17 protein-coding genes are annotated in these 20,442 nt (G+C 34.7%); 6 read left to right on the forward strand and 11 right to left on the reverse strand.

Features of this window, described 5'->3' with window-relative positions; translation table 11 throughout:
- Positions 1 to 416: 416 nt before the first annotated feature.
- From ACH2CJ_RS12930 to ACH2CJ_RS12950, 5 genes are all read left to right on the forward strand, one after another.
- A complete protein-coding gene (locus ACH2CJ_RS12930) occupies positions 417 to 815 on the forward strand; it encodes a response regulator transcription factor (RefSeq protein ID WP_394993240.1) in 399 nt (132 codons plus the stop codon).
- 3 nt (positions 816 to 818) lie between these two features.
- Positions 819 to 2,006, forward strand: a complete 1,188-nt coding sequence (locus ACH2CJ_RS12935; protein ID WP_394993242.1) for a sugar transferase — start codon at positions 819 to 821, stop codon at positions 2,004 to 2,006.
- A 101-nt stretch (positions 2,007 to 2,107) separates the two neighbouring features.
- Entirely contained in the window at positions 2,108 to 3,304 is a 1,197-nt protein-coding gene (locus tag ACH2CJ_RS12940; RefSeq protein ID WP_394993244.1) for a glycosyltransferase family 2 protein, read from the forward strand.
- A gap of 45 nt (positions 3,305 to 3,349) precedes the next feature.
- Positions 3,350 to 4,204, forward strand: a complete 855-nt coding sequence (locus ACH2CJ_RS12945) for a glycosyltransferase family 2 protein (RefSeq protein ID WP_394993245.1) — start codon at positions 3,350 to 3,352, stop codon at positions 4,202 to 4,204.
- 2 nt (positions 4,205 to 4,206) lie between these two features.
- Positions 4,207 to 4,827 carry an acyltransferase gene (locus tag ACH2CJ_RS12950; RefSeq protein ID WP_394993247.1) on the forward strand — a complete coding sequence of 207 codons (621 nt, stop codon included), beginning with the start codon at positions 4,207 to 4,209 and terminating at the stop codon, positions 4,825 to 4,827.
- Positions 4,828 to 4,934: 107 nt separating this feature from the next.
- Here ACH2CJ_RS12950 and ACH2CJ_RS12955 read toward each other — a convergent pair whose 3' ends face one another.
- From ACH2CJ_RS12955 to ACH2CJ_RS13000, 10 genes are all read right to left on the reverse strand, one after another.
- Positions 4,935 to 5,942, reverse strand: a complete 1,008-nt coding sequence (locus ACH2CJ_RS12955; protein ID WP_394993249.1) for an acyltransferase family protein — start codon at positions 5,940 to 5,942, stop codon at positions 4,935 to 4,937.
- Positions 5,899 to 7,140, reverse strand: coding sequence for a glycosyltransferase (locus ACH2CJ_RS12960; RefSeq protein ID WP_394993251.1), 1,242 nt, complete (start codon positions 7,138 to 7,140; stop codon positions 5,899 to 5,901). Before ACH2CJ_RS12960 ends, ACH2CJ_RS12955 begins: the two co-directional genes overlap by 44 nt.
- A gap of 88 nt (positions 7,141 to 7,228) precedes the next feature.
- A complete protein-coding gene (locus ACH2CJ_RS12965; protein ID WP_394993253.1) occupies positions 7,229 to 8,413 on the reverse strand; it encodes a glycosyltransferase in 1,185 nt (394 codons plus the stop codon).
- The gene (locus ACH2CJ_RS12970) at positions 8,410 to 9,363 is read right to left on the reverse strand and encodes a glycosyltransferase family 2 protein (protein ID WP_394993255.1); all 954 of its coding nucleotides are present in this window, start codon (positions 9,361 to 9,363) and stop codon (positions 8,410 to 8,412) included. Before ACH2CJ_RS12970 ends, ACH2CJ_RS12965 begins: the two co-directional genes overlap by 4 nt.
- A complete protein-coding gene (locus tag ACH2CJ_RS12975) occupies positions 9,360 to 10,808 on the reverse strand; it encodes an O-antigen ligase family protein (RefSeq protein WP_394993258.1) in 1,449 nt (482 codons plus the stop codon). The genes ACH2CJ_RS12970 and ACH2CJ_RS12975 overlap by 4 nt, the downstream gene beginning before the upstream one ends.
- Positions 10,809 to 10,810: 2 nt before the next feature.
- Complete coding sequence (locus ACH2CJ_RS12980; RefSeq protein ID WP_394993259.1) at positions 10,811 to 12,136, reverse strand: oligosaccharide flippase family protein; 1,326 nt, start codon at positions 12,134 to 12,136, stop codon at positions 10,811 to 10,813.
- A 13-nt stretch (positions 12,137 to 12,149) separates the two neighbouring features.
- Positions 12,150 to 14,279: a GumC family protein gene (locus ACH2CJ_RS12985; RefSeq protein ID WP_394993260.1), complete on the reverse strand. Its 2,130-nt coding sequence runs from the start codon at positions 14,277 to 14,279 to the stop codon at positions 12,150 to 12,152.
- Between the two features lie 59 nt (positions 14,280 to 14,338).
- Entirely contained in the window at positions 14,339 to 15,100 is a 762-nt protein-coding gene (locus ACH2CJ_RS12990; RefSeq protein WP_394993262.1) for a TolC family protein, read from the reverse strand.
- Between the two features lie 196 nt (positions 15,101 to 15,296).
- Positions 15,297 to 16,442 (reverse strand): glycosyltransferase family 4 protein, encoded by a 1,146-nt coding sequence (locus ACH2CJ_RS12995; protein ID WP_394993264.1) that lies wholly within the window; start codon positions 16,440 to 16,442, stop codon positions 15,297 to 15,299.
- A gap of 11 nt (positions 16,443 to 16,453) precedes the next feature.
- Positions 16,454 to 16,822 (reverse strand): hypothetical protein, encoded by a 369-nt coding sequence (locus tag ACH2CJ_RS13000; protein WP_394993266.1) that lies wholly within the window; start codon positions 16,820 to 16,822, stop codon positions 16,454 to 16,456.
- A 200-nt stretch (positions 16,823 to 17,022) separates the two neighbouring features.
- Here ACH2CJ_RS13000 and ACH2CJ_RS13005 point away from each other — a divergent pair, with 200 nt between their 5' ends.
- Entirely contained in the window at positions 17,023 to 18,375 is a 1,353-nt protein-coding gene (locus ACH2CJ_RS13005; RefSeq protein ID WP_394993268.1) for a glycoside hydrolase family 140 protein, read from the forward strand.
- Positions 18,376 to 18,476: 101 nt separating this feature from the next.
- Here ACH2CJ_RS13005 and ACH2CJ_RS13010 read toward each other — a convergent pair.
- Positions 18,477 to 20,442 (reverse strand): CHRD domain-containing protein (locus tag ACH2CJ_RS13010; protein WP_394993269.1); only part of this gene is annotated, 1,966 nt, incomplete at its 5' end.

Genomic DNA, 20,442 nt, shown 5'->3' on the forward strand with positions numbered 1-20,442 from the left:
CGAGACGTGGAAAAAACAATAATTTCATCAGAAGCTATGATACAAATTGCATTTATCTCTTTGATTATCAACAGAATATAATTCCAAAACAAACTCTAACGTCTTTTTGGCAAACTATTTGCAGTAAGGTCCAATAACGACACTACCTATAAGTTAATTATTCTTCTGAGAGATAGACTATTGCTATTGTTATTTTTTAGTAATAACGATTGAAGTTGTTGAAGCATTGATGACAAATTGGTGTAAAAAAAAAAGGTAAAGAACTCCTTTGCTCATGCTTAGCGATTCAAATGCTCATCCTTTTTAACAATATTTTTGTTTTTTTTGAATGAATAGTTTAAATTTTTTTTTATTCAGAGGTGTTGAGTTAAAGGCTTGTAGTTTATTTTTTCTATATAATACTTAAATATATCAAGATGATGGAACAAAAATTACAACTGCTGATAATTGATGACGAACCAAGTACCAGAAAAGTTTTAGAACACTTCCTAAATAAAGAGTTTGATGTAACAGTAAGAAATGACGGAATGGAAGGAATGAGTTGGTTAGAATCTGGACACGACCCTGATTTTATAATTGCCGACCTTAATATGCCTAACCTTAATGGTAAGGAATTTATTAAAGTGATGCGAGCCAGTAACCTTTACAACAACATTCCGATAATTATTCTTTCGGGAACAGATGAAAGTAAAGAGCGTATCGAATGCCTTAATTTGGGTGCTGACGACTTTATGTTAAAGCCATTTAATCCGATGGAAGTTCATGCAAAAATCAAAGCTATTCTACGTAGAGTAAACGCCTTAATAATTGATTAACTTATGGATAAAATTAGACCAAACGATGAAGAACGGGCGTCCTTTCCTATAAAGGTTATTTTAGTCGAGAATGACGATAATGTAATTGTAAGTTTTTTGAAAAGATTCGGAACAAGATTAAATATAAAAGTCATTGAAAGTGCAGAGGAGTGTTTGGTGTTTATTAGAAATACTTACCCACCTGATGCTATTATTATTGACAGAAATATGGGTGGAGTTAAGTTTTTGGAAACTGTTCGTCAAGAAAACTGGACACACACACTTCCAGTTGTTATTACGACGGACCAAATTACGCAAGATTTAATTAAAGAGATTGTGGCGAGAAATGGCGACGATTTATTTCCCAAAAGTTTCAGTCATGGCGATTTAGTGACTCGTTTAGAATACTTTATTAAACGCCGTCATTATCAATCGGCAAAGCAAGCCAGATCTAATGTTTTAGCAGTAAAAATTCCATTTTGGAAACGTTTTATTGATGTTACATCTACAGGATTTGCTTTATTAATATTGTCTCCTCTTTTAGCGACTGTTGCCGTTTTGATAAAATTAGACTCAAAAGGGCCAATTGTATATAAATCAAGAAGAGTAGGGGCAGGTTATAAAGTATTTGAAATATATAAGTTTCGAACAATGCGAACCGATGCCGACCAAATGATTAAAAACATGGGGTCGCTCAATATGTATACCAAAGAAGCAACCGAAAAAAAAATTGACGGTCTATGCAATGATTGTACTTTAGGGGGTACTTGTCGGCAAACACTTTATCTGGACGGCGAAGAAACTTGTGAAAAAGTATATCTAAATCAGAAAAAAGAAAAGGTGGCATTTATGAAATTTCAGAATGACCCAAGAATAACAAAGATTGGTGGTTTTCTGCGTAATAGTAGCATTGATGAATTACCTCAACTCTTCAATATATTTATGGGAGATATGTCGCTTATTGGCAATCGCCCTCTGCCTCTTTATGAAGCTGAGCGGCTAACAACTGACAAATATATTGAGCGTTTTGCTGGCCCAGGAGGGTTAACTGGGCTTTGGCAAGTAACCAAACGTGGTAAAGGTAAAAAAGAAATGACAGAAGAAGAACGCATAGAATTGGATATTAATTACGCTCGAAACTTCTCTTTTAAATATGACATGAAAATATTTTTCATGACTTTTCCTGCATTGTTGCAATCTGAAAATGTGTAATTTCTTCATCTTCTTGTCTAAAAGCTATATGCCGATTTTGATATATATGAAGTTAATTATGAATAATTTAGCAGTAACTGTATTATGATATTGATTCAAAAATGACACTTATTCTCAAAATATTATTTTGGTTATGTATCGCTTTAGTTAGCTATACTTACATTGGTTATGGCTTAGTAGCTTGGATTTTAGTTAAAGTCAGGAAAGTTCTTGGCAAACAATTCAAAAAATACAATGATCCAAGTTTTATGCCGAAAGTTACTTTGGTTATTCCTGCTTATAATGAAATGAGCTGTATCAATACCAAAGTTAAAAATACTTTTGGTTTAGATTATCCAGCCGATAAGATAGAAGTCTTGTTCGTGACCGAAGGTTCAAATGATGGCACCACAGAATATATTCAATCGCTTGCAAAGGTGTATTCAAATCTTCAATTGATTGATGGTGATATTCGCCGAGGCAAAATTGAGGCGATGAATATAGCCATAAAAACCATCACTACACCAATTGTTATATTTACGGATGCCAACACAAATCTTAATCATCAGGTCGTCAGAAATATCGTCAGACATTTTCAAGACCCGAAAGTCGGAGCAGTTGCGGGTGAAAAACGCATCGAAACCGAAGGTAGTGAGGCTGCTGCGGGTGCGGGAGAAGGACTTTATTGGAAATACGAATCTTTTTTGAAGAAATTAGATACAGAACTTTTCTCAGTTGTTGGAGCAGCAGGAGAACTTTTTGCGGTTAGAACCGACTTATTTGGGGAAGTTGAAAAAGATACGCTACTTGATGATTTCATGGTGTCGCTTCGCATTGCTGCTGAAGGTTATCGAGTTATTTACGAACCAGATGCCTATGCCAGCGAACGTCCTTCTTTCTCAATACAAGATGAAATGAAACGCAAGGTTAGAATTGCCGCAGGGGGATTTCAATCTATTGTTCGTTTAGATTTTCTATTGAATATTTTTCGTTATGGCTTACTTTCATTTCAATACGTTTCACATCGAGCCATGCGTTGGGCAGTTGCACCGTTTTGCTTACCCTTGATTTTTCTACTCAATATTGCCTTGTTTTTAACAAATACAGGTTCGTTTTATCGATTGATTATGCTTGTTCAAATTGCTTTTTATTTAATGGCAATTATTGGCTATTACCTCGAAAATCAGAAAATTAGAGTAAAATTGCTTTTTGTCCCTTTCTACTTCTCTTTTATGAATTACTGTGCCATCAAAGGATATTTTAGATATCGCAACGGACTAACTTCTGGTATTTGGGAAAAAGTAAAAAGGGCAGAATAAACGTAGAGACAAAGCAACGTCGCTACTTATCTATAACCAGAACTAATGATTAAATTCTATTTGCCCAATTGGGTAAAAAATATACACCAAAAACCACTGAATATTAAACAATATTCGGAGGCTGAAATTGAAGATTTAAAGCAAAAATTGTCAAAATTTTCTTCAGAAAAACCTTTGGTGAGTGTAGTAATTCCTGCGTGGAACGAAGAAGTCGGAATTTTACATACACTACATTCATTGGTAAACACTGACACAAAATATGAGGTAGAACTACTCATCATTGACAATAATTCGACCGATGGAACAGCCAATTTATTGAAATCTTTAGGTGTGACGACATTCTTAGAAACTAAACAAGGTGTTGGCCATGCCCGTACGTGTGGCTTGCATAAAGCAAAGGGGAAATACATTTTAACAGGCGACAGCGATACATTTTATCCAGTTGGCTGGATAACCGCAATGGTTGACGGAATGTTGAAAGATGAGCACGTTTATTGTGTGCATGGTAGTTACTCATTTTTACCCAGCTATAGTACACCACGCTGGCAATATGCTTTTTATGAAGTTTTGAGTAGTTTCATCATTAAAAGAAAAGAAAAAAAACAACCATTTTTAAATACTTTTGGCTTTAATTGTGGCTTTATTCGACAAAAAGGCATCGATATTAATGGCTATAATATTGAAACACAACGAACTTTCAGAGGGGCGGCAGGTGTGGTCGAACAAAACGCCACTGAAGATGGTATGATGGCTCTGAGACTACAACAGGCAGGCGGTAAAATTAAGGCAATTGATGAAAAAGCAGCAAGAGTTTGGACAAGCGACCGCCGAATTCAATTAGATGGTGGATTAAAAAATGCCCTAATAATGCGGGTAAGAAAATACCTTTTCAAAAGATAATTATGACAATCATTTCTACCATCAAGTCGAATCCCAAACTTAAACAATTTGTGCATTGGTGTCTAATTCCGAAGCATCAAGCACGTCCACGACTTTGGGTACAATGGTTTTTAAATCCTTTTTTTCACAAAAAAGGAAAAGGAACTGTCATCTGCCGACGTACTCGAATGGATGTTTTACCTTTTCAACCTTTCAATATTGGAGATTATAGTACAGTAGAAGATTTTGCGACTATCAATAATGGCGTTGGGGCAGTACATATCGGGAATAATTCAAGAATTGGCCTCGGAAATGTAGTTATTGGACCCGTGACGATTGGCAATAATGTAATTCTTGCACAAAATATTGTAATAAGTGGACTCAACCACAATTATACTAATATTGATATTCCTATCTATTTACAAGGTGAAACAATTGGCACTATCACCATTGAAGACAATTGTTGGATTGGAGCAAATGCTGTAATAACGGCAGGAGTTACTATCGGAAAACACAGCGTAGTTTCGGGCGGAGCGGTAGTTACTAAAGATATTCCTCCCTACAGTGTAGCAGTTGGCAATCCTGCAAGAGTAATAAAACAATATGATTTTGACACAAAAAACTGGGAAAGAATCAATAAATAGTAAGTTTTATGTAAAATATAACTATAATATTTTTGAGAAAGTATCTTGAATTTTAAAAATCCAGTAAACCAGCTTTTAAACTGATTTACTGGATTTTTTTTCAACAATTATTCTTTAATCATTCCTAATAGATATCGATTGGATACCTTCCATTTTTGAATTATCCAAATAAATGACAATACTGTCACGATAGTTACAATTCCTACCCCTAAAGCTTGCAGATTATTAATATGTTCCTTTTTTGAATCACCTAAAATAGCATAAATTAAGAATATAATCATTGGATGATATAAGTAAACTCCTAAAGATTGTTTATTGACTAACAATAGCCATTTATGTTGAAACCATGTTTGCGGGGCTATATAAAGTAACAAGAAAAGTATAAAACTTAAATTGAATATCATGTAAGCAACAACTACTATAATATCAGGAATATGTTGATATACAAATATCACCGAAGCTGTAAATGCTGTAATGTTTAATGATATGAGCAATAATGGGGAAGGTGAAATCTTTAGTAGTTCGTTTCTCAGGCAAAAACCCAAAAAGAAGAATACTAAATAAGCATAAAATCGCTTTTCGCCTATGTAGTAAAGCGGCTGTTCATTAACAGGAGATTTATTATCTCTAAAAAGTATGTACCAAAAAACAGTAAATAATCCAGTAATTATCAAAACTGGGATGGCTGGTATTTTATACTTTGATACAAAATAACAAAGCAAAGCACCCAATACATAAGCTGGTACATACCACAAATGGTAAAAAGGGTATAAAAAATCAGTCAAGGTTATTTCTGATAAATGTCTATTACCTAAACTGAAATATAAATATAAAAATGAGGCCATTATCCAAGGTATAATTAAGCGATAGATTAATTTCCCTAAGTATTTCGAAATCCCATCTTTAAAGGCAGATTCTTTCAATAAATAGCCACTTATTGATAAGAATACTGGCATGTGGAAAAAATAAAGAAAATACAGTATCATTCCATCGGGCAATGCGTGTGTAAGGATTACCAATAGAATCAAGATGCCTTTTGCCGCATTTAAGCCAGGATAAACTTTAGAATCTCTAATATTTTTGGCTGAGTATAATTGCTGGATATAATTGCTCATCTAATAATTGATTTTGAATTTTAAATATATTTTTAATACACGTTTCCCAAGTATGAATTTTGGCACAATTAATTGCCGAATTTTTTTTCTCAACTCGTTGTGGTTGTAAAGCATTTTCAATCGCTCCAACGTACGCTTCAACACCAACTGCCAACTCTACGTGTGGTATAAACATTTTCATGGCTGGTGTATCTGTTGCAACGGTTGGTTTTCCCATGGCTAAATATTCGTCAATTTTTCTTGGATAATTGCCCACAGTCAATTCATTTACCAATTGTGGATTTATACAGACATCCAAATGTTGTATATATGATGGTAATTGGTCAGGTTTCTTTGAACCTAAAAAATGGACATTGGTCAAAGAGTGCAAGCCACTTTGCTGAAACATCATTTCTTCTGGACCAATTAACACGATTTGCCAATCTTTCTTAGCTTTTGCTATTTGCTCAAGTAAACATATATCTAACCTTTCGCCTGTTAAAAAACCAACATATCCAATACGTGGATAGCTAATCGCACCCAAGTCGGCAGGCTCTTTATAGCTTGCATTAGCTTCATACATATCAGTTTCACACCCTTGACCAATATCTAAACTCAATTGATTGTGATTTCTGCCGTAATCAGCTAAGTATGCTGAATTAGCAAAAACCGCATCTGCCAACTCGATCGTCAATGGTTCAATTCTACGCCCATGAAACTTAAAATATGGATGCTCAATTAAATTGTCTCTTATATAATAAAAGCTCAATAATGGTTGTAAATATTTTTTGGTGAAAAGTCCAGTAAACATTTGACTATCGTTGAGCACAATACAGTTTTCAGTTTTCCAATTCAATTCGTTAATAGCGTTTTTTAGGCTTCTGAAGAACCCTTTACCGTTTCTTCTGTTCAGAAAATCATATATAAAAACATTCGTCAGCCAATTGATTGAATAGGAGATAGTTTTGGGAGTATGCACCCATAAAGTTTCTGATATTTTTATCGTATTTTTGCCAAAACCTAATGCCAATTTCAACCTTTTTCTGCCATGATCTGTTCCAATTTGTTTAAATATTGATTTTATATCAATTGCTGGATTTACATACAAAACAGGTTTTGTTTTGCTAAATTCAACAGCCATGTTTCGAGCATTACTTCCTAAGTTAAGCTCCCACTCTTGTTGAGCAATTACAATGTATGCTTCAAATCTTCTCGACATAGTTTTTTGCTTTTAGTTTTCAAACCTTGTTTGAAGCCCCAAATAAGACTAAGAATAGCTGGTATGGCAATAATATCCCAAGGCATAATTAATGAGTGTTTTGTAATAATTCACCATGTGGTGTATGAATAAATTGTTTGCGGGCTTTACCAATGTGCAGCATAGCTTTCAACATAGAAATTAATGCAATCGGGATTTGTAAAAATGCAAATAATAGTTGCTTATTATACCATTTTGAAGGAATACCCATTAATAATGCAACCGTTAAAGCCACAAATAAGCCTATACTAAAGAATAAAAATTGTGCTGAAAAAAAGAAAGTGAAGATTATCCATAAGCCCAATACAGCAATCAACATCACTCTCGGAAATAGATAGGTTTGAAATACTTTATTGAAAAAAGCAATGTTTCCTCTGAAAAGCTGAAACCAACCTTCAATAAAATACTTTTCAAAAAACTCTACTTGAGTTGCCAACCATCTACTTCTTTGCTTACTAAATACATCTGTTTTAGCAACTTTTTCGTCATAAACATATTGATTGTCTAAAAATGCAACCCGTTTTCTTTGTCTGACAATTCTAAACTCCAGTTCCTTATCTTCGCCTGATGTCTCGCCAATGTCTTCTAAAAGAGAAGTGAATAATTTCCAATCAAAAGCCATTCCACTACCTATTAGGGCCGAAGGAAGACCGACTGCAACATGACCTCGTCGGAAAATATGGTTGTTTATTTCCTCGGTGCAAGCATCCAATTGTGCGAAAGCAGTTTGAGTATTTTTGGCTGTGCGATGCCCTTGAACTACTTCATAGCCTTGTTCAAAAGCATTATTGACAGCGTGTAAGAAACCAGCTGATATGTGATTGTCGGCATCCAGAATGAGTAAAATATCTACTGGCTCGTGGGCAGTTGCTTCGATTCCTTTTTGAAGTGCCTTGCCTTTCGTACTTTTTTCAAAACTAACTTCTACTACTTTAATCGGCAAAGTTTTAAGGATATTTAAAGTAGATTTAGTGAAAGAATCTGCCATAACTACAATTTCGAAAAGTTCTTTGGGGTAATCTTGCTGAATAGCATCCTTGACCGTATCAATGATTACGGAATCTTCTTTGTATGCGGGAATAAAAATTCGTATTTTCCTTAATGATTTTGCTTGGGCAAAGTAAGTCTTTTTGCCAATTTTGCCTGCTATAGAGAAAAACAGTAAATAGCTAACCTGAATTGTCAGATAAGCAAGAATAAAATATTGAATTGAGGTGCTTATATTATGTATCATATTGTTGGAATCAAATCTATTTTTATTTTACCAGTGAATGTGGATGAATGATTTACTGGCTCTTTGTGATGTCGATGTGAAAAATTCCATAATAGAGCCTTCCAAATTGATTTTGCATGTTGCCATTCATTTTTTAATCCATGCTTAAATAAGTGAACCATTGAAGATACCAATATAAAAAATATACTTGCAAACAACCATTTTAAACCAGTGTAGTTGCGGCGAATGTATAAAAATCTATTTCTATAAATATAATAAGTCTTGAATGGTGAATCTTTTCCAGTTGATACAGACTCTTTATGATAGATGTTGGCAGTGCCGATATAATGAACACCGTAACCTGCTTTTTTAAACCTTGCTGCCCAATCTAACTCTTCATAATACAAAAAGAACATTTCACTCATTTGTCCGACTTTTTCAATCAATTTCATAGGTATCATCATTGCAGCACCATTGGGTAAGTCTGTTACTCGGATATCATCATATTGACCTTCATCTTTTTGCAAATAGCCAATATCATAACTTCTACTCGTGAGCGGATGCAAGCCAATAGCTCCTGCGTATTGAATCGTATCAGGCATATAATGATATTTTATTTTTGGACAAGCAATGCCGCATTCAGGATGTTGTTGCAAATGAGCAAGCAATTCTGTAATCAAATTTGGTGTAACTTCGGTGTCATTATTGACAAAAAAAGCAAATTCTCCTTTCGCAAACTTCAAACCAATATTGTTTCCTCCGGCAAAACCAAGATTTTTCGGACAACTAATATGTTTTATGAATGGAAATTCATCTTTTAATCCTACTGACGAATGATTGGGTGAGGAATTATCAACGACAATTACCTCCCAATTAAAATAAGTTAATTTAGCCAATGAACGTAGCATGGCTGCCGTTACCTCAGGAGTATCGTAATTAACTGTGATAATTGAAACTAATGGTTCTCTCATGTGGAAATGGTTTTAGGAGGTGGTGTGTCCCATCTTGGACTTAACCAAATTAATACCCAACTAATATAAACAATAGTTGATGATGGCATTGCATTCATTACTTCGTTACCGTAGCTACATAATAAAATTCCGGTAGCTCCACCACATAATGAAGATAATTGGTTTTTTAATACAGGGTCTCGGGTTCTCCAAATAATACCCGCAGATTTTCCAGTAATATAGAGCATAATTCCAAACCAAAGTATAAACCCAAAAATACCATACATTCCCCAAACTTTTACGTACAAACTATCAGGTGGAATTTGAGAGATAAACTTATCTTGGTTATATTTTACGCCCCACATACCAATAGTGCCAACTCCTGCACCAAAAGGTCGGGTGCTAAGATAATCTTTAAGGACTTTTTGGTTGATAAGCCTTGCTTGTAAAGAAGCGTCATTAGGGTCTAACGAAGTTCTCATTCTTACAATTTGCTGATTACCGCTACCAATTGAGGTAAATTTTAACATTCCTAAAAAACTAAGACCTAATAAGCCACCCAACATTAAAATTCGTACTTGTTTGCTTAAAATCAAGAATGTGAATCCCCCGCCAACCAATGCAGCCATAGCCCCTCTTGTACCTGAGATTAACATACCATAAAAAATAAATGCTCCTGCTACAGCATACCAAATTCGTTTTTTTAGGCTATGCGGGCCTATTGCCAGAATGATACACATGATGGCTAAATGTGCTTGTGAAGCCCCAAATTGTGCAGCTTCGGCGTAGTAGGAGAATACTCGTAGCTTGCCAAACAACATGTGCGTTTTTTTTGCTCCAGCCTCTAACCAACGATTTTCTGCTGCATCGGGGCCTATTACTAGTTGTTTTATACCGTATAATGCTCCAATCAATGACAATAGAATAATGATATTTAAGAAAAAATCAATGTCAGATTTTTTATTCATTAATAAGAAAGCCAGTGGAATTGTTAAAACCCAATATAAAGTTGCCGACCTCATTTCATAAAACCATCCTAAAATACTTGGTCTTTCAGGATTTCCCACTTGTAATATTGTAATGATAAGCCAAACAACTGCCAACCACACTAAATCGTTATTTAGATGTCTATATCTATATTTACTGCTTCTATGAAAAATTATACCCAACCATGTGAGTAACAAAATTCCATCTTGCCCTAAACCAAACTGTGGACCTTCTATATGTTTGCCAAGCGTGGGCATTATGAAACAATAAACAATAAAAGTAAGAAATCCAATACGAGGTTGTAAAAATACAAGCACTAAAAAACCAATAATAAAGGGCATTATTAAAAGTAAAATACCTATTGGCACGCCTTTGGTTGCAATCAGCCAACCAAAGAAAATAGCCATTAACATGGCTGGAATCAACCAGATATTCTTTATCTCATTCCTGTTCGATATGTAAAGTTGATTACTTTCCATTACTATTTTCTGTGTTTTTTCAGTTGTAACGAGGCTTTTTGTGTAAAATAATGTGAATAAACATATACTTCTTTCCAAATATTGCTCTGTTGTAAAACTCCAGTCCTTTCAAGCATCCACCAACCTAATAAAGCACCTGTTAGTGCATTTAAAACAGAAGCAAAGGCGACCCATTCTAAGCGATGAGTAAAATAAATAGCTATAATATCAGCTACAATATTTACAATAGCCATCACAAATACTTTTTGGAAGTTTTTGGCTGGTTTTTGTAAAGCATCTAAGCTAATTCCTGTCATTCTATCGGTTGGTAGCAAGAAGCCATACAGAATAAAAACCCTAAAAATCAAGGTTGTATCGGCATACCGTTGCCCTCCAATTAATAATACCAAATATGGAGCCAAAATAAAAGCAGCTATCAAACCTGGAATATATAAAAGGTAAGCCCAAGAAAGATATTGAATAAAACTATTTTTGAAACCTACGGAATCATTGTTGTTAAATTTTGCAGCCAATTGCGGAAATGCTGTTGTGCTTAAACTTCTCAAAGGAATTTCGAAGAGTTCAGTCAATTTTAAAGGAATGGCATATTGTGCTACTGAGGCAGGGCCCATCGCACCACCAATTAGAAAAGTATCGGCACTTTTCAAAATATTTGTTGTGGCTAAAGTAGCCAATGTATATTTTATTAGATGAAACAAGGCTTTTACCTCTGCCATTGTTTTGAAGCGTACATGTAATGGATTAGTTTTTCGAGCAATCAGCACGCAAACCATTAAAAATGAAGTAAAAACTAAGTGGATGGTGGCAAATTCTTCTAAACTCCCTTTTTTGAAAAAAGCATATATCGCAATAATGAGAGCATTGGCACTTTGTGAAATACGAAGAAATAAAAGAAATTTTAAATCTTGTTTAGCAACGGCTTCTGCTTCGGCAATATGCAACGGGAGCGTAACGATACCAAGCACAGCATACCACCCACAAAAAACTTGAATACTTGGTTGCTTAGAAAAAATACCTAAAAAAAAGAGTAAAATTAGTAAAATTGACGAAGCAAGAACAACAAGCCCACCTAACCAATAAGCACTACCCACTATTTTTAGCTGCTGTGCTCTGTTGTCGGTTGAAACACGCATAACCAAAGCAGACTGGAGTCCACCTGATTTTATCATTTCAAAAAGCACAACCGCCGCCAAATAAATAATGTATTCACCTAAAACAATCGGTTGGGTAAAACGTACCAAAAGCATAAAAGACCCTAACCCAATGATGGCAGGAAGTAATTGACTGGCAAATGCTAATCCTTGAGTGGTGGCTTGACTTTTATTCACGATTTATATTAGCTTATCGGAGTTTTTTTCTGTTTCCAAATTCAAACTTTACTACACGTTTAATAGATGTCCTTAACAAATCTCTTTTCTTAGGCACTTCTCCTATATATTCTTCAGCAAAATCAGTATCTACTCCATTCAAAATAAAGAAGGGATTATTTCCTGTAGTTCTTGAAAATATTGATAGCATCAGTTTGTCTATCTTGCTCCAAACCCTATTAGCTCGGCATAATAAAATAGAATATTGTAACTGTGGAAATAAGCCTGGTTTAATAATAATATTATCTAAAGAGGGAAATTCAATCAAAATAAAATCTTTTATACCAGTATCAATTGTCCTATTTTTCTGTTCTTGGAGTTGCATTTCCAAGTTAAATGGCTTTGAAATTCCAAGTTGCCCATAATTAGTATTGGTTAGTATCAATGGGCTTGAAATCTCAAGTTGTTTATAATTCGTATTACCCAACAATAATTGTTTTTCGACACTATAATTTAATTTTGTGAGTTCTTGTTCTAATAAATTAATAATAGTTGTTTTTCCTTCTCCTTTTTGCGTACTCAGAATACCGACAGTGATAGGTTTTTCATCAGTATTAATTGTGGAGAGAAATTGTTGAAGTAAACGCAGCTTTGCATTTTCCAAGAAATTAGCGTTCTCAGTTAATAATGGATAAATACCCAGCAAAGGAAGGTTAATTGTTTTTCTGGCTCTTAGTGGTTCGAGCAAAGTCTTATTGATAAGTGCATTGGCTAAAACAAAGGCTAAAACCAAAATAAAACCAACCACAAAACCAATTAAAACTTGTATAATTCTTTTGGAAGCATTGGGCTTTAATGGTAAAAAAGGTGGGTCAACAATATTAAGTTTCGAAGTAAGCTCAGTGTTTTGTTGTGTAAGTCTTGCTAAGTTCAATCCGTGTAAAAGTTCCAAGTATTCTTGTTCAGAAACGCCAATTTCTCGCTCAATTTTCTTGAGCATCGCACCCAAAGGAGCAAATTTCCTATACTCTTCTTCAAATTCCTTCTTACGTTTGTCCATTACAGTTAGCTTTGCTTTACTTTGCTCAAAGGCAAGCGTAGTTTTAAGCCATTCATCCAAAATATCTTTCGTTGGAATTCCGCTCGGAGTATTTGATTCCAAGTGCAATTTATCTAAAGAGTTTTTAAGGTTTTTTTCAATTTTATACGTAATATTTTTTAGGCTATCTACCTGTTTTTTATTGCTCGTTCCTGGATTTACTATTTCAGATAATGCTATTTTATTATAAACATCCGATAGTTTTTCTCTTTCTCTTATTATATCTGACCCATATAAAGATTGATTGATCCGTCCTTTTATGTTCTCATTTACTTTATCTAATGATGACAACGATGACATTTTATCCATTTCTAAATTATGGTTCAAGGCATATAAGTCTTCTTTTTCGCCAGCAACAGCCTTGGTTTGCTCATAATAATTGATGATTTCGTTCTTTTTATTAAAATCAAGGAATATCTGTTCAGAAGAATCAAGCTTAGCAAAGGCTTTTTTTGTTTCAGTTTCAAAATATTTTACAACAGATTCGGTCTGACCCTCTCTTAGCAATCGGTGTTTTTGCATGAAAGATTGCTCTAAAAGCTCAAGGGTACGTTTACAGATATAAGGATCGCTGTTCTCGTAAGAAATTTTTATTAAATCACTATTACTTATACGAGACGACTTAATGTTCTTTAGAGCTTCAACAGAATAGTACGGATTGGTTGAACTAATGATTTTATAAATTAGATTGTTTTCACTTTTTCCCATGAAATTGAGTATTGATTCACGGGTTTCTGCTACTGTTTGTTTAACCAGTATTTTTTTTGTTTCAGCAGGAATTAACTTACTCAAGTCGTCGTAGGCATCCCAAGTAATTAATAAGGGGTCGTGTTGTTTCATAAAGAGGTGTTCGGCAAGCAAATCAATTGCTACATCTTGCTTGGTTTCTCTCGAATCTATCAATGACAATAAGTTATCAAAGGCATTGCTGGTAGCATAAAAATCGGCCTTGTTGCTCCCGTTTAAGCTATATCCTGAGGCAATTCCTGTATAAATAGTCGATTCTGATAAATATACTTTTTTTTCATTTCGGGTAAAATAATAGATAGCCGTGGCTAAAATCATAGGGATTAATATTAGCCATTTAAGATTTCTGTAAAGTAATTTTAAGAAATGCAAAAAACTCATTTTATTTGTTTTAATAAGGTTGATAAACTAATACCTGTATAGGCATCCAGCTGCATCAAACTGGTTTGAAATCTATTCAAATAAGTTTCGTATTCTATTTTTGATTTATTAAAAATATCCAAAACTCTTGCTACTTGTTCGACATTTACCTGGTTTTGTAAGAAATCCTTCTCAATCATCTTATAATTTACCTGAGCCGATTGCTTATTACTACTACTAATGAACATTAACCTTTGCGATAATTTTAGTTCTTGGTAAAGTCTAATTACCTCTTGTTTTATATAAAGGTCTGAATTGCCTTTTTCTGCCAATGCCATTTCTATTTGAGATTCGCCCGATTTGATAAGGTGCTTTCGGTTAATTATTTGAGTAAGAGGCAGTTGTAAGCCAACCCCTACATTGTAGAATCCTGTTTGTGTGGTTGTAAAATTATTTGGTCTGCTTACATCCGACACGGCACTAACTGCCGAATAATTTGTTCCATAATGGTAGCTTGATAAAAATGAAAGACTATTGTAAATAGCATTTTTTTCAATTTTCAAACTTGTAGAAGCTAAATCAATACTGGCTTTAATTCGGCGGACTTCGGGCGAGAATTTTTGAGCAGAATTGATTAATACAGGCAGAAGCTGGTCAGAAGACAAAGCCTTTGACAATAGCGAATCTGTAGATATACTCTGGCAATTAGCTTTAACTGATATTAGACCTAAGCCTGCCCAAATAGCGATTGCGATATTATATTTTTTGTACCAATTCATAATACAATATTGTGATGAATATTTAGTTGAAAGGAATAAACTGCGAGCTTTCTTCAAAGGGAAAGTTGAAAATAAACGCCTAAAAAGAGCTTAAAATCTAAATAATAGAAGTATGAAGTGGCTAAATTAGGTTATATTGTAAAACTTCAAAAACCATGCCTTTTTTGATTGGAAGATTTATATAAATGAAAATATTTTAGATAGCCAAAACTTCAGGGCTTCTTCCTTTGTAGATATTCAACATCTTTTCGGCAGTTTTTTGCCATGTAAACATATTTGGACGTAAGTACCCTAACGCTATTTTTTCATTTCGAAGAGCATCGTTTTTGTAAGCAATTGTCATTGCATTTGTTATTTCTTTAATCGAAAATGGATTAACCAAAAATGCGGCATCCCCAGCCACTTCTGGCATTGCCGAAATATTTGAAGTAACCACGGGTGTTCCAAAAGTCATAGCCTCTAAAATAGGTAAGCCAAAACCTTCTCGAAGGGAGGGATATAAAAAAACTTTGGCTTCAGCATACAATGTCAACAAAACATTTTCGGCAACAAACCCAGCAAAAACAAAGCGATTGAGGTACGAAATTTTACCAATTTCGTACAAAATATCGGCTACAAATGATGGTTTTATCCCAGTAATAACTAATTTAACTTCAGCATTAATTTCCGCAAATGCCACGAATGCCTTCACAGTATTGTTTACATTTTTGCGAGGTTCCACATTCCCCAAAAACAAAAAGAAATCACTATCTAAGCTCAACTGTTTTCGTACTTTATAGATTGTTTCGATGCTTGGTTTAATACCAAAACGCCCACTTACGCCATTATGTACCACCGTTATTTCATCATTGCTCAAATCTAATGACTTACTGATATTATTCTTTTCAACTTCCGAAATTGTAACGATACTTTTGCATTTTCGAACAACCTTAGGTACTAACCATTTTCGATATAAATTTCCAAATTTTTGATAATTTGAAGAAGTGTTTTTTTCTGTAGTTTTCTCCATAAATATAACATCATGCAGTGTAAGAATCAAAGGCGTGGACATAAACATCGGACTCGTATTACTTGTGCAATGTAAGACTTCAACGCCGTATTTTTGGGCGTAAATAGGTAACATAATTTGTTCCCAAAAAACATAGTTTTTGCCTGGTACTTCAATGATATGAAAATTACTCGTTTCGTTTAAGCAAGTGTTGTCAGAGTCAGATTTTACAAAAATGAAATATTCATTTTGCGTATCCAAAATTTGTAAAGCACGAATCAATTCCAAGGCAACAATGTCCATTCCATGCTTGTGTGAGCGAAAAAGTCGCTGTGCTTCAATACCAATTTTCATTTTTGGTGGGATTAAATAAGTTGATTCAAACGATTTAACTCATCTTTGATAATCGTTTTTGCCTGATTTATCTCTACCGTTAAATTATTATATTTTACCAACAATTCATTTTCATCAGGATTTTCCTTAGTAAATATCTCAAATTCTTGAATTTTTGGATGTAAATAAGTAAGTCCAACCATCGAAAAAGATGGTTTAATTTGATGAGTCATATCACTAACTTGCTTGTAGTTTTTGCTATTAATTTTTCCTAAAATTTCTTCCCAAATTGGAATGTTGTCGTCTAAGAAAGATTCAAATATTATTTGCACGATAGTTAAATCGTTTCCATAAATTTCATTAAGATAGTCGGTATTGAGCAATGGATTAAATGCGAACATACGGGTTGTTTTTAACAATTAATTAGCAAAAATTGTATAAAAGACAAAAACTGTACCATCAAGCTTATATTTAAAATTATTATATTGGTTTAAATAGAATAAAAGTAATAGTGTAAGTAAAAAGGTGGGATGGATGACCTTTATTATTCTATTTTATCTTATTATTGTGGTACTATTTAAATATATTTTAAGATAAAAATATGAAAAAGTCTTTTTTGTTTATAGTTCTTACCTTTTTGTTCTTTCAATTGGTTTCGGCTCAAACATTTACTGTAAGCCTTAACAAACGTTATCTACTTAAAGATGGTAAGCCTTTTATGTGGATTGGAGATACGGCTTGGGAGCTTTTTCATAGACTTGATAGGGAAGAAGCTACTTTTTATTTGAGTAAACGTGCCTCGCAAGGGTTCACCCTAATTCAGGCAGTAGCTTTAGCTGAAATGGATGGCTTAGATTCACCCAATGCTTATGGAGAAAAACCACTAATAAACAATAACCCAACCAAACCTAATGAGGCTTATTTTAAGCATGTGGATTTTATTATTGATAAAGCCGCTGAATATGATTTGGTAATTGGACTTTTACCGACTTGGGGAGATAAAATTAGTAAAGAACGTTGGGGTAAAGGGCCTGAGATTTTCAATGTTGAAAACGCCAAAATATTTGGAAAATGGATGGGAGATAGATACAAAAACCGCAAAAATATTATTTGGATTTTGGGTGGCGACCGTAACCCTCGTAAAGAAACAACTGATACTGAAATTTGGCGGGCAATGGCAGCAGGAGTTGCTGAAGCTACTGGTGGAAATGAAAAAAATATGATGACTTTTCACCCTCAACCTAACAATGAAGGAGCAAGTGAATGGTTTCATAATGACGATTGGTTAGATTTTAATATGTTTCAGACTGGTCATTGCCGTGACGCATCAGTGTATGATAAAATTAAAGCCTCGTATGACCGTACGCCCACAAAACCAACCATCGACGGCGAACCAATTTACGAAGATCATCCCGTTTGTTTTAATGCCAATGAGTTTGGTACAACCAATGCCTATGATGTACGAAAATCGCTCTATTTAGACCTTTTTGCGGGAGCATTTGGCTGTACTTATGGCTGTCACGATATTTGGCAGATGTATTCACCCAAACATGAATCCGTAAATGGGCCACATGTTTATTGGCAACAGGCATTAGATTTGCCAGCAGCTAAACAGATAAAATTTATCAAAAAGCTAATGGAATCTCGACCAATATTAGATAGGATTCCAGACCAGACTTTAATAGTTGACAATAACCTATCGGCCTACGAACGGGTTCAGGCTACCAGAGGGAATGACTATGCTTTTATTTATACTGCTTTAGGCAAACCAATGACTGTAAATCTTGGTAAAATAACTGGTTTCCAACTTTCAGCTTCCTGGTTCAATCCACGAAATGGTGAAATGAAAGATGCCGGAAAACTTGAAAATAAAGGCACAAAGCAGTTTACACCTCCAACTTCAGGTTATGGGCAAGACTGGGTTTTAGTGCTTGATGATGCTTCAAAGAACTGAATTATAAAAAATAGCTTAAAGTATAGCCTAAAAAAAATTAACCAAAAGGCCTTTGTTTCTTTATGAAACAAAGGCCTTTTGGTTATTGTTGATTTCTATTTTTAATTTTCACAACCTCTAATTTCGGCTTTAAAAATAGATCCAGATTGAAAACCTGGGGTTAATAGTATAGCGTTGCCCGCTTGATAAATTACATTGGCAGGCGAAGTAACCTTATTGCTTGCATTGATGATATTGGCTGCTTTCTTAGTGCTGTTACCCGTTAAATCATTTGTTGGACTAACCAAGTTTCGAGTTAAAGGATTGATAGTCAGCAAACTAATTGTTGGATTTCCTGCCAAAGCTTGGTTAGAAGAAGCAACCCGAATCAAGTAGTTTGAGCCTTCTGGCGTATTGAGAGGTATTGTTGCATTAACTGTTCCTGCGATATTTGTAGTGCCAATAATTACAGGATTTTCAAAACTTCCATTGGCATTAGAAAGCTGTGCTTGGAATTGATTACCACCATTAAATGTACCAGTAGTTGAGAAGTTGACCGTTACATTATTTCCTGCACAGAACTCTGTTCCCGTAATTGAGGGCATTGAAATTGTTGCCAAATTACCAACAACAGTAAATGTTGTAACGACCGGTCCGTAGGTAATTCCACCGCCTTTATTGTCTTGAGCATAACCAGTTACTGTAAGAGAATAATTGCCAGGGATGAAGTTCCGACCATAAAAACTTGGTCCTGTATTATCAAAAAGTGCATTAGGTGCTGCGTTTTGCAAGATATTCCAATTCAATTCTGGCCCTTGAATATTCATCTCAAAACTTTCAATCATTACATTTGGACATAGCGAAGGTGTAACTAGTATTGAAACTTGTTCAGTAATTTGGTTGATGACCATTCCGTTGGTAAGCGGGAACAGAGATTGATATGGATTTCCTGCTTTAACATAGAAATAATCAACGATTCGGCTTGGGTCGCAAGGGTCAATTCCATTAATTATAACATTGGTTGTCGCAGTTGCCGTACAACCATTGGCTGTGACTGTAACTGTATAAGTACCAGCATTGACTGATAATGAATTATTAATTGTAGGATTGGAAATTATACTAATAAAACTATTAGGTCCCGTCCAACTATATCCAGTTCCACCTGTGGCATTCAATGCTATAGCTTGACCCACCGTGTAAGGGCCAGTATTAGAAGCTGTTGGGTTTAAAGTATTTAATATAACATTGGTTGAAGCCGTGGCTGAACAGCCATTAGCATTCGTAACAGTTACAAAATAATTACCTAAAACAGTGATTGTTGCATTTGGAATACTTGGGTTTTGGTCGGTAGAAGTGAAACCATTTGGACCAGTCCAACTATAACTTGTTCCTCCCGAAGCATTAAGCATCAAAGTATTTGTCTGACAAATAGGGGAGTTGCTACCAATAGTTGGTATTGGTAACGGATTTACATTTACACTAACGGTAGCCGTACTTGAACATCCTGTTGTTGTATTTAAGGCAGTTAGCGTGTATGCAGTTGTATTAATTGGACTAACTGACACTGTTTGTCCACTCAAATTACCTGGATTCCAAGTATACGAGTTGGCTACACAAGTTGCTGTGATTTGTCCTCTAACCTCTCCACTTGGGAAGGTTGATGTATGAATATTTGAATAGATATTTCCATTCAATAAGTTGGCTACTTGTCCAGATGCAAGAGTTGCATTGTATGTATAAGCCCCAGCTATTGTTGTAGGGAAACCAGCACTCAAAAAGTCAATAATTACAGATCCATTTGAGCCACTTGCTGCATTGTGTAGATGAGCACCCGATACAGCATTTGATAGACCATTATAATTAATATTTACTATAATTTGGTTTGTTATACTATTGAAAGTGCCTGTTAAAGTCCCAGATGCTGAGGTAGCAACTGACGGTACTTGTTGAGAACCCGAAAGTGTAGCATTAAGAGAATATAAGTTACAAATAGCGGTCAACGAAATACTATTGCTCACACAAATTGTTTGATCACTACCTGCAGTCACAATAGGCGTTGAATTAATTATTAGTCCAGTAACGGCCGAA

This window comes from Emticicia sp. (assembly GCF_043780375.1).
Lineage (GTDB): Bacteria > Bacteroidota > Bacteroidia > Cytophagales > Spirosomataceae > Emticicia.

Coding starts and splice junctions, on each gene's coding strand:
- ACH2CJ_RS12930 (WP_394993240.1), top strand. CDS start 417: ATGATGGAACAAAAATTACAACTGCTGATAATTGATGACGAACCAAGT.
- ACH2CJ_RS12935 (WP_394993242.1), top strand. CDS start 819: ATGGATAAAATTAGACCAAACGATGAAGAACGGGCGTCCTTTCCTATA.
- ACH2CJ_RS12940 (WP_394993244.1), top strand. CDS start 2,108: ATGACACTTATTCTCAAAATATTATTTTGGTTATGTATCGCTTTAGTT.
- ACH2CJ_RS12945 (WP_394993245.1), top strand. CDS start 3,350: ATGATTAAATTCTATTTGCCCAATTGGGTAAAAAATATACACCAAAAA.
- ACH2CJ_RS12950 (WP_394993247.1), top strand. CDS start 4,207: ATGACAATCATTTCTACCATCAAGTCGAATCCCAAACTTAAACAATTT.
- ACH2CJ_RS12955 (WP_394993249.1), bottom strand. CDS start 5,942: ATGAGCAATTATATCCAGCAATTATACTCAGCCAAAAATATTAGAGAT.
- ACH2CJ_RS12960 (WP_394993251.1), bottom strand. CDS start 7,140: ATGTCGAGAAGATTTGAAGCATACATTGTAATTGCTCAACAAGAGTGG.
- ACH2CJ_RS12965 (WP_394993253.1), bottom strand. CDS start 8,413: ATGATACATAATATAAGCACCTCAATTCAATATTTTATTCTTGCTTAT.
- ACH2CJ_RS12970 (WP_394993255.1), bottom strand. CDS start 9,363: ATGAGAGAACCATTAGTTTCAATTATCACAGTTAATTACGATACTCCT.
- ACH2CJ_RS12975 (WP_394993258.1), bottom strand. CDS start 10,808: ATGGAAAGTAATCAACTTTACATATCGAACAGGAATGAGATAAAGAAT.
- ACH2CJ_RS12985 (WP_394993260.1), bottom strand. CDS start 14,279: ATGATTTTAGCCACGGCTATCTATTATTTTACCCGAAATGAAAAAAAA.
- ACH2CJ_RS12990 (WP_394993262.1), bottom strand. CDS start 15,100: ATGAATTGGTACAAAAAATATAATATCGCAATCGCTATTTGGGCAGGC.
- ACH2CJ_RS12995 (WP_394993264.1), bottom strand. CDS start 16,442: ATGAAAATTGGTATTGAAGCACAGCGACTTTTTCGCTCACACAAGCAT.
- ACH2CJ_RS13000 (WP_394993266.1), bottom strand. CDS start 16,822: ATGTTCGCATTTAATCCATTGCTCAATACCGACTATCTTAATGAAATT.
- ACH2CJ_RS13005 (WP_394993268.1), top strand. CDS start 17,023: ATGAAAAAGTCTTTTTTGTTTATAGTTCTTACCTTTTTGTTCTTTCAA.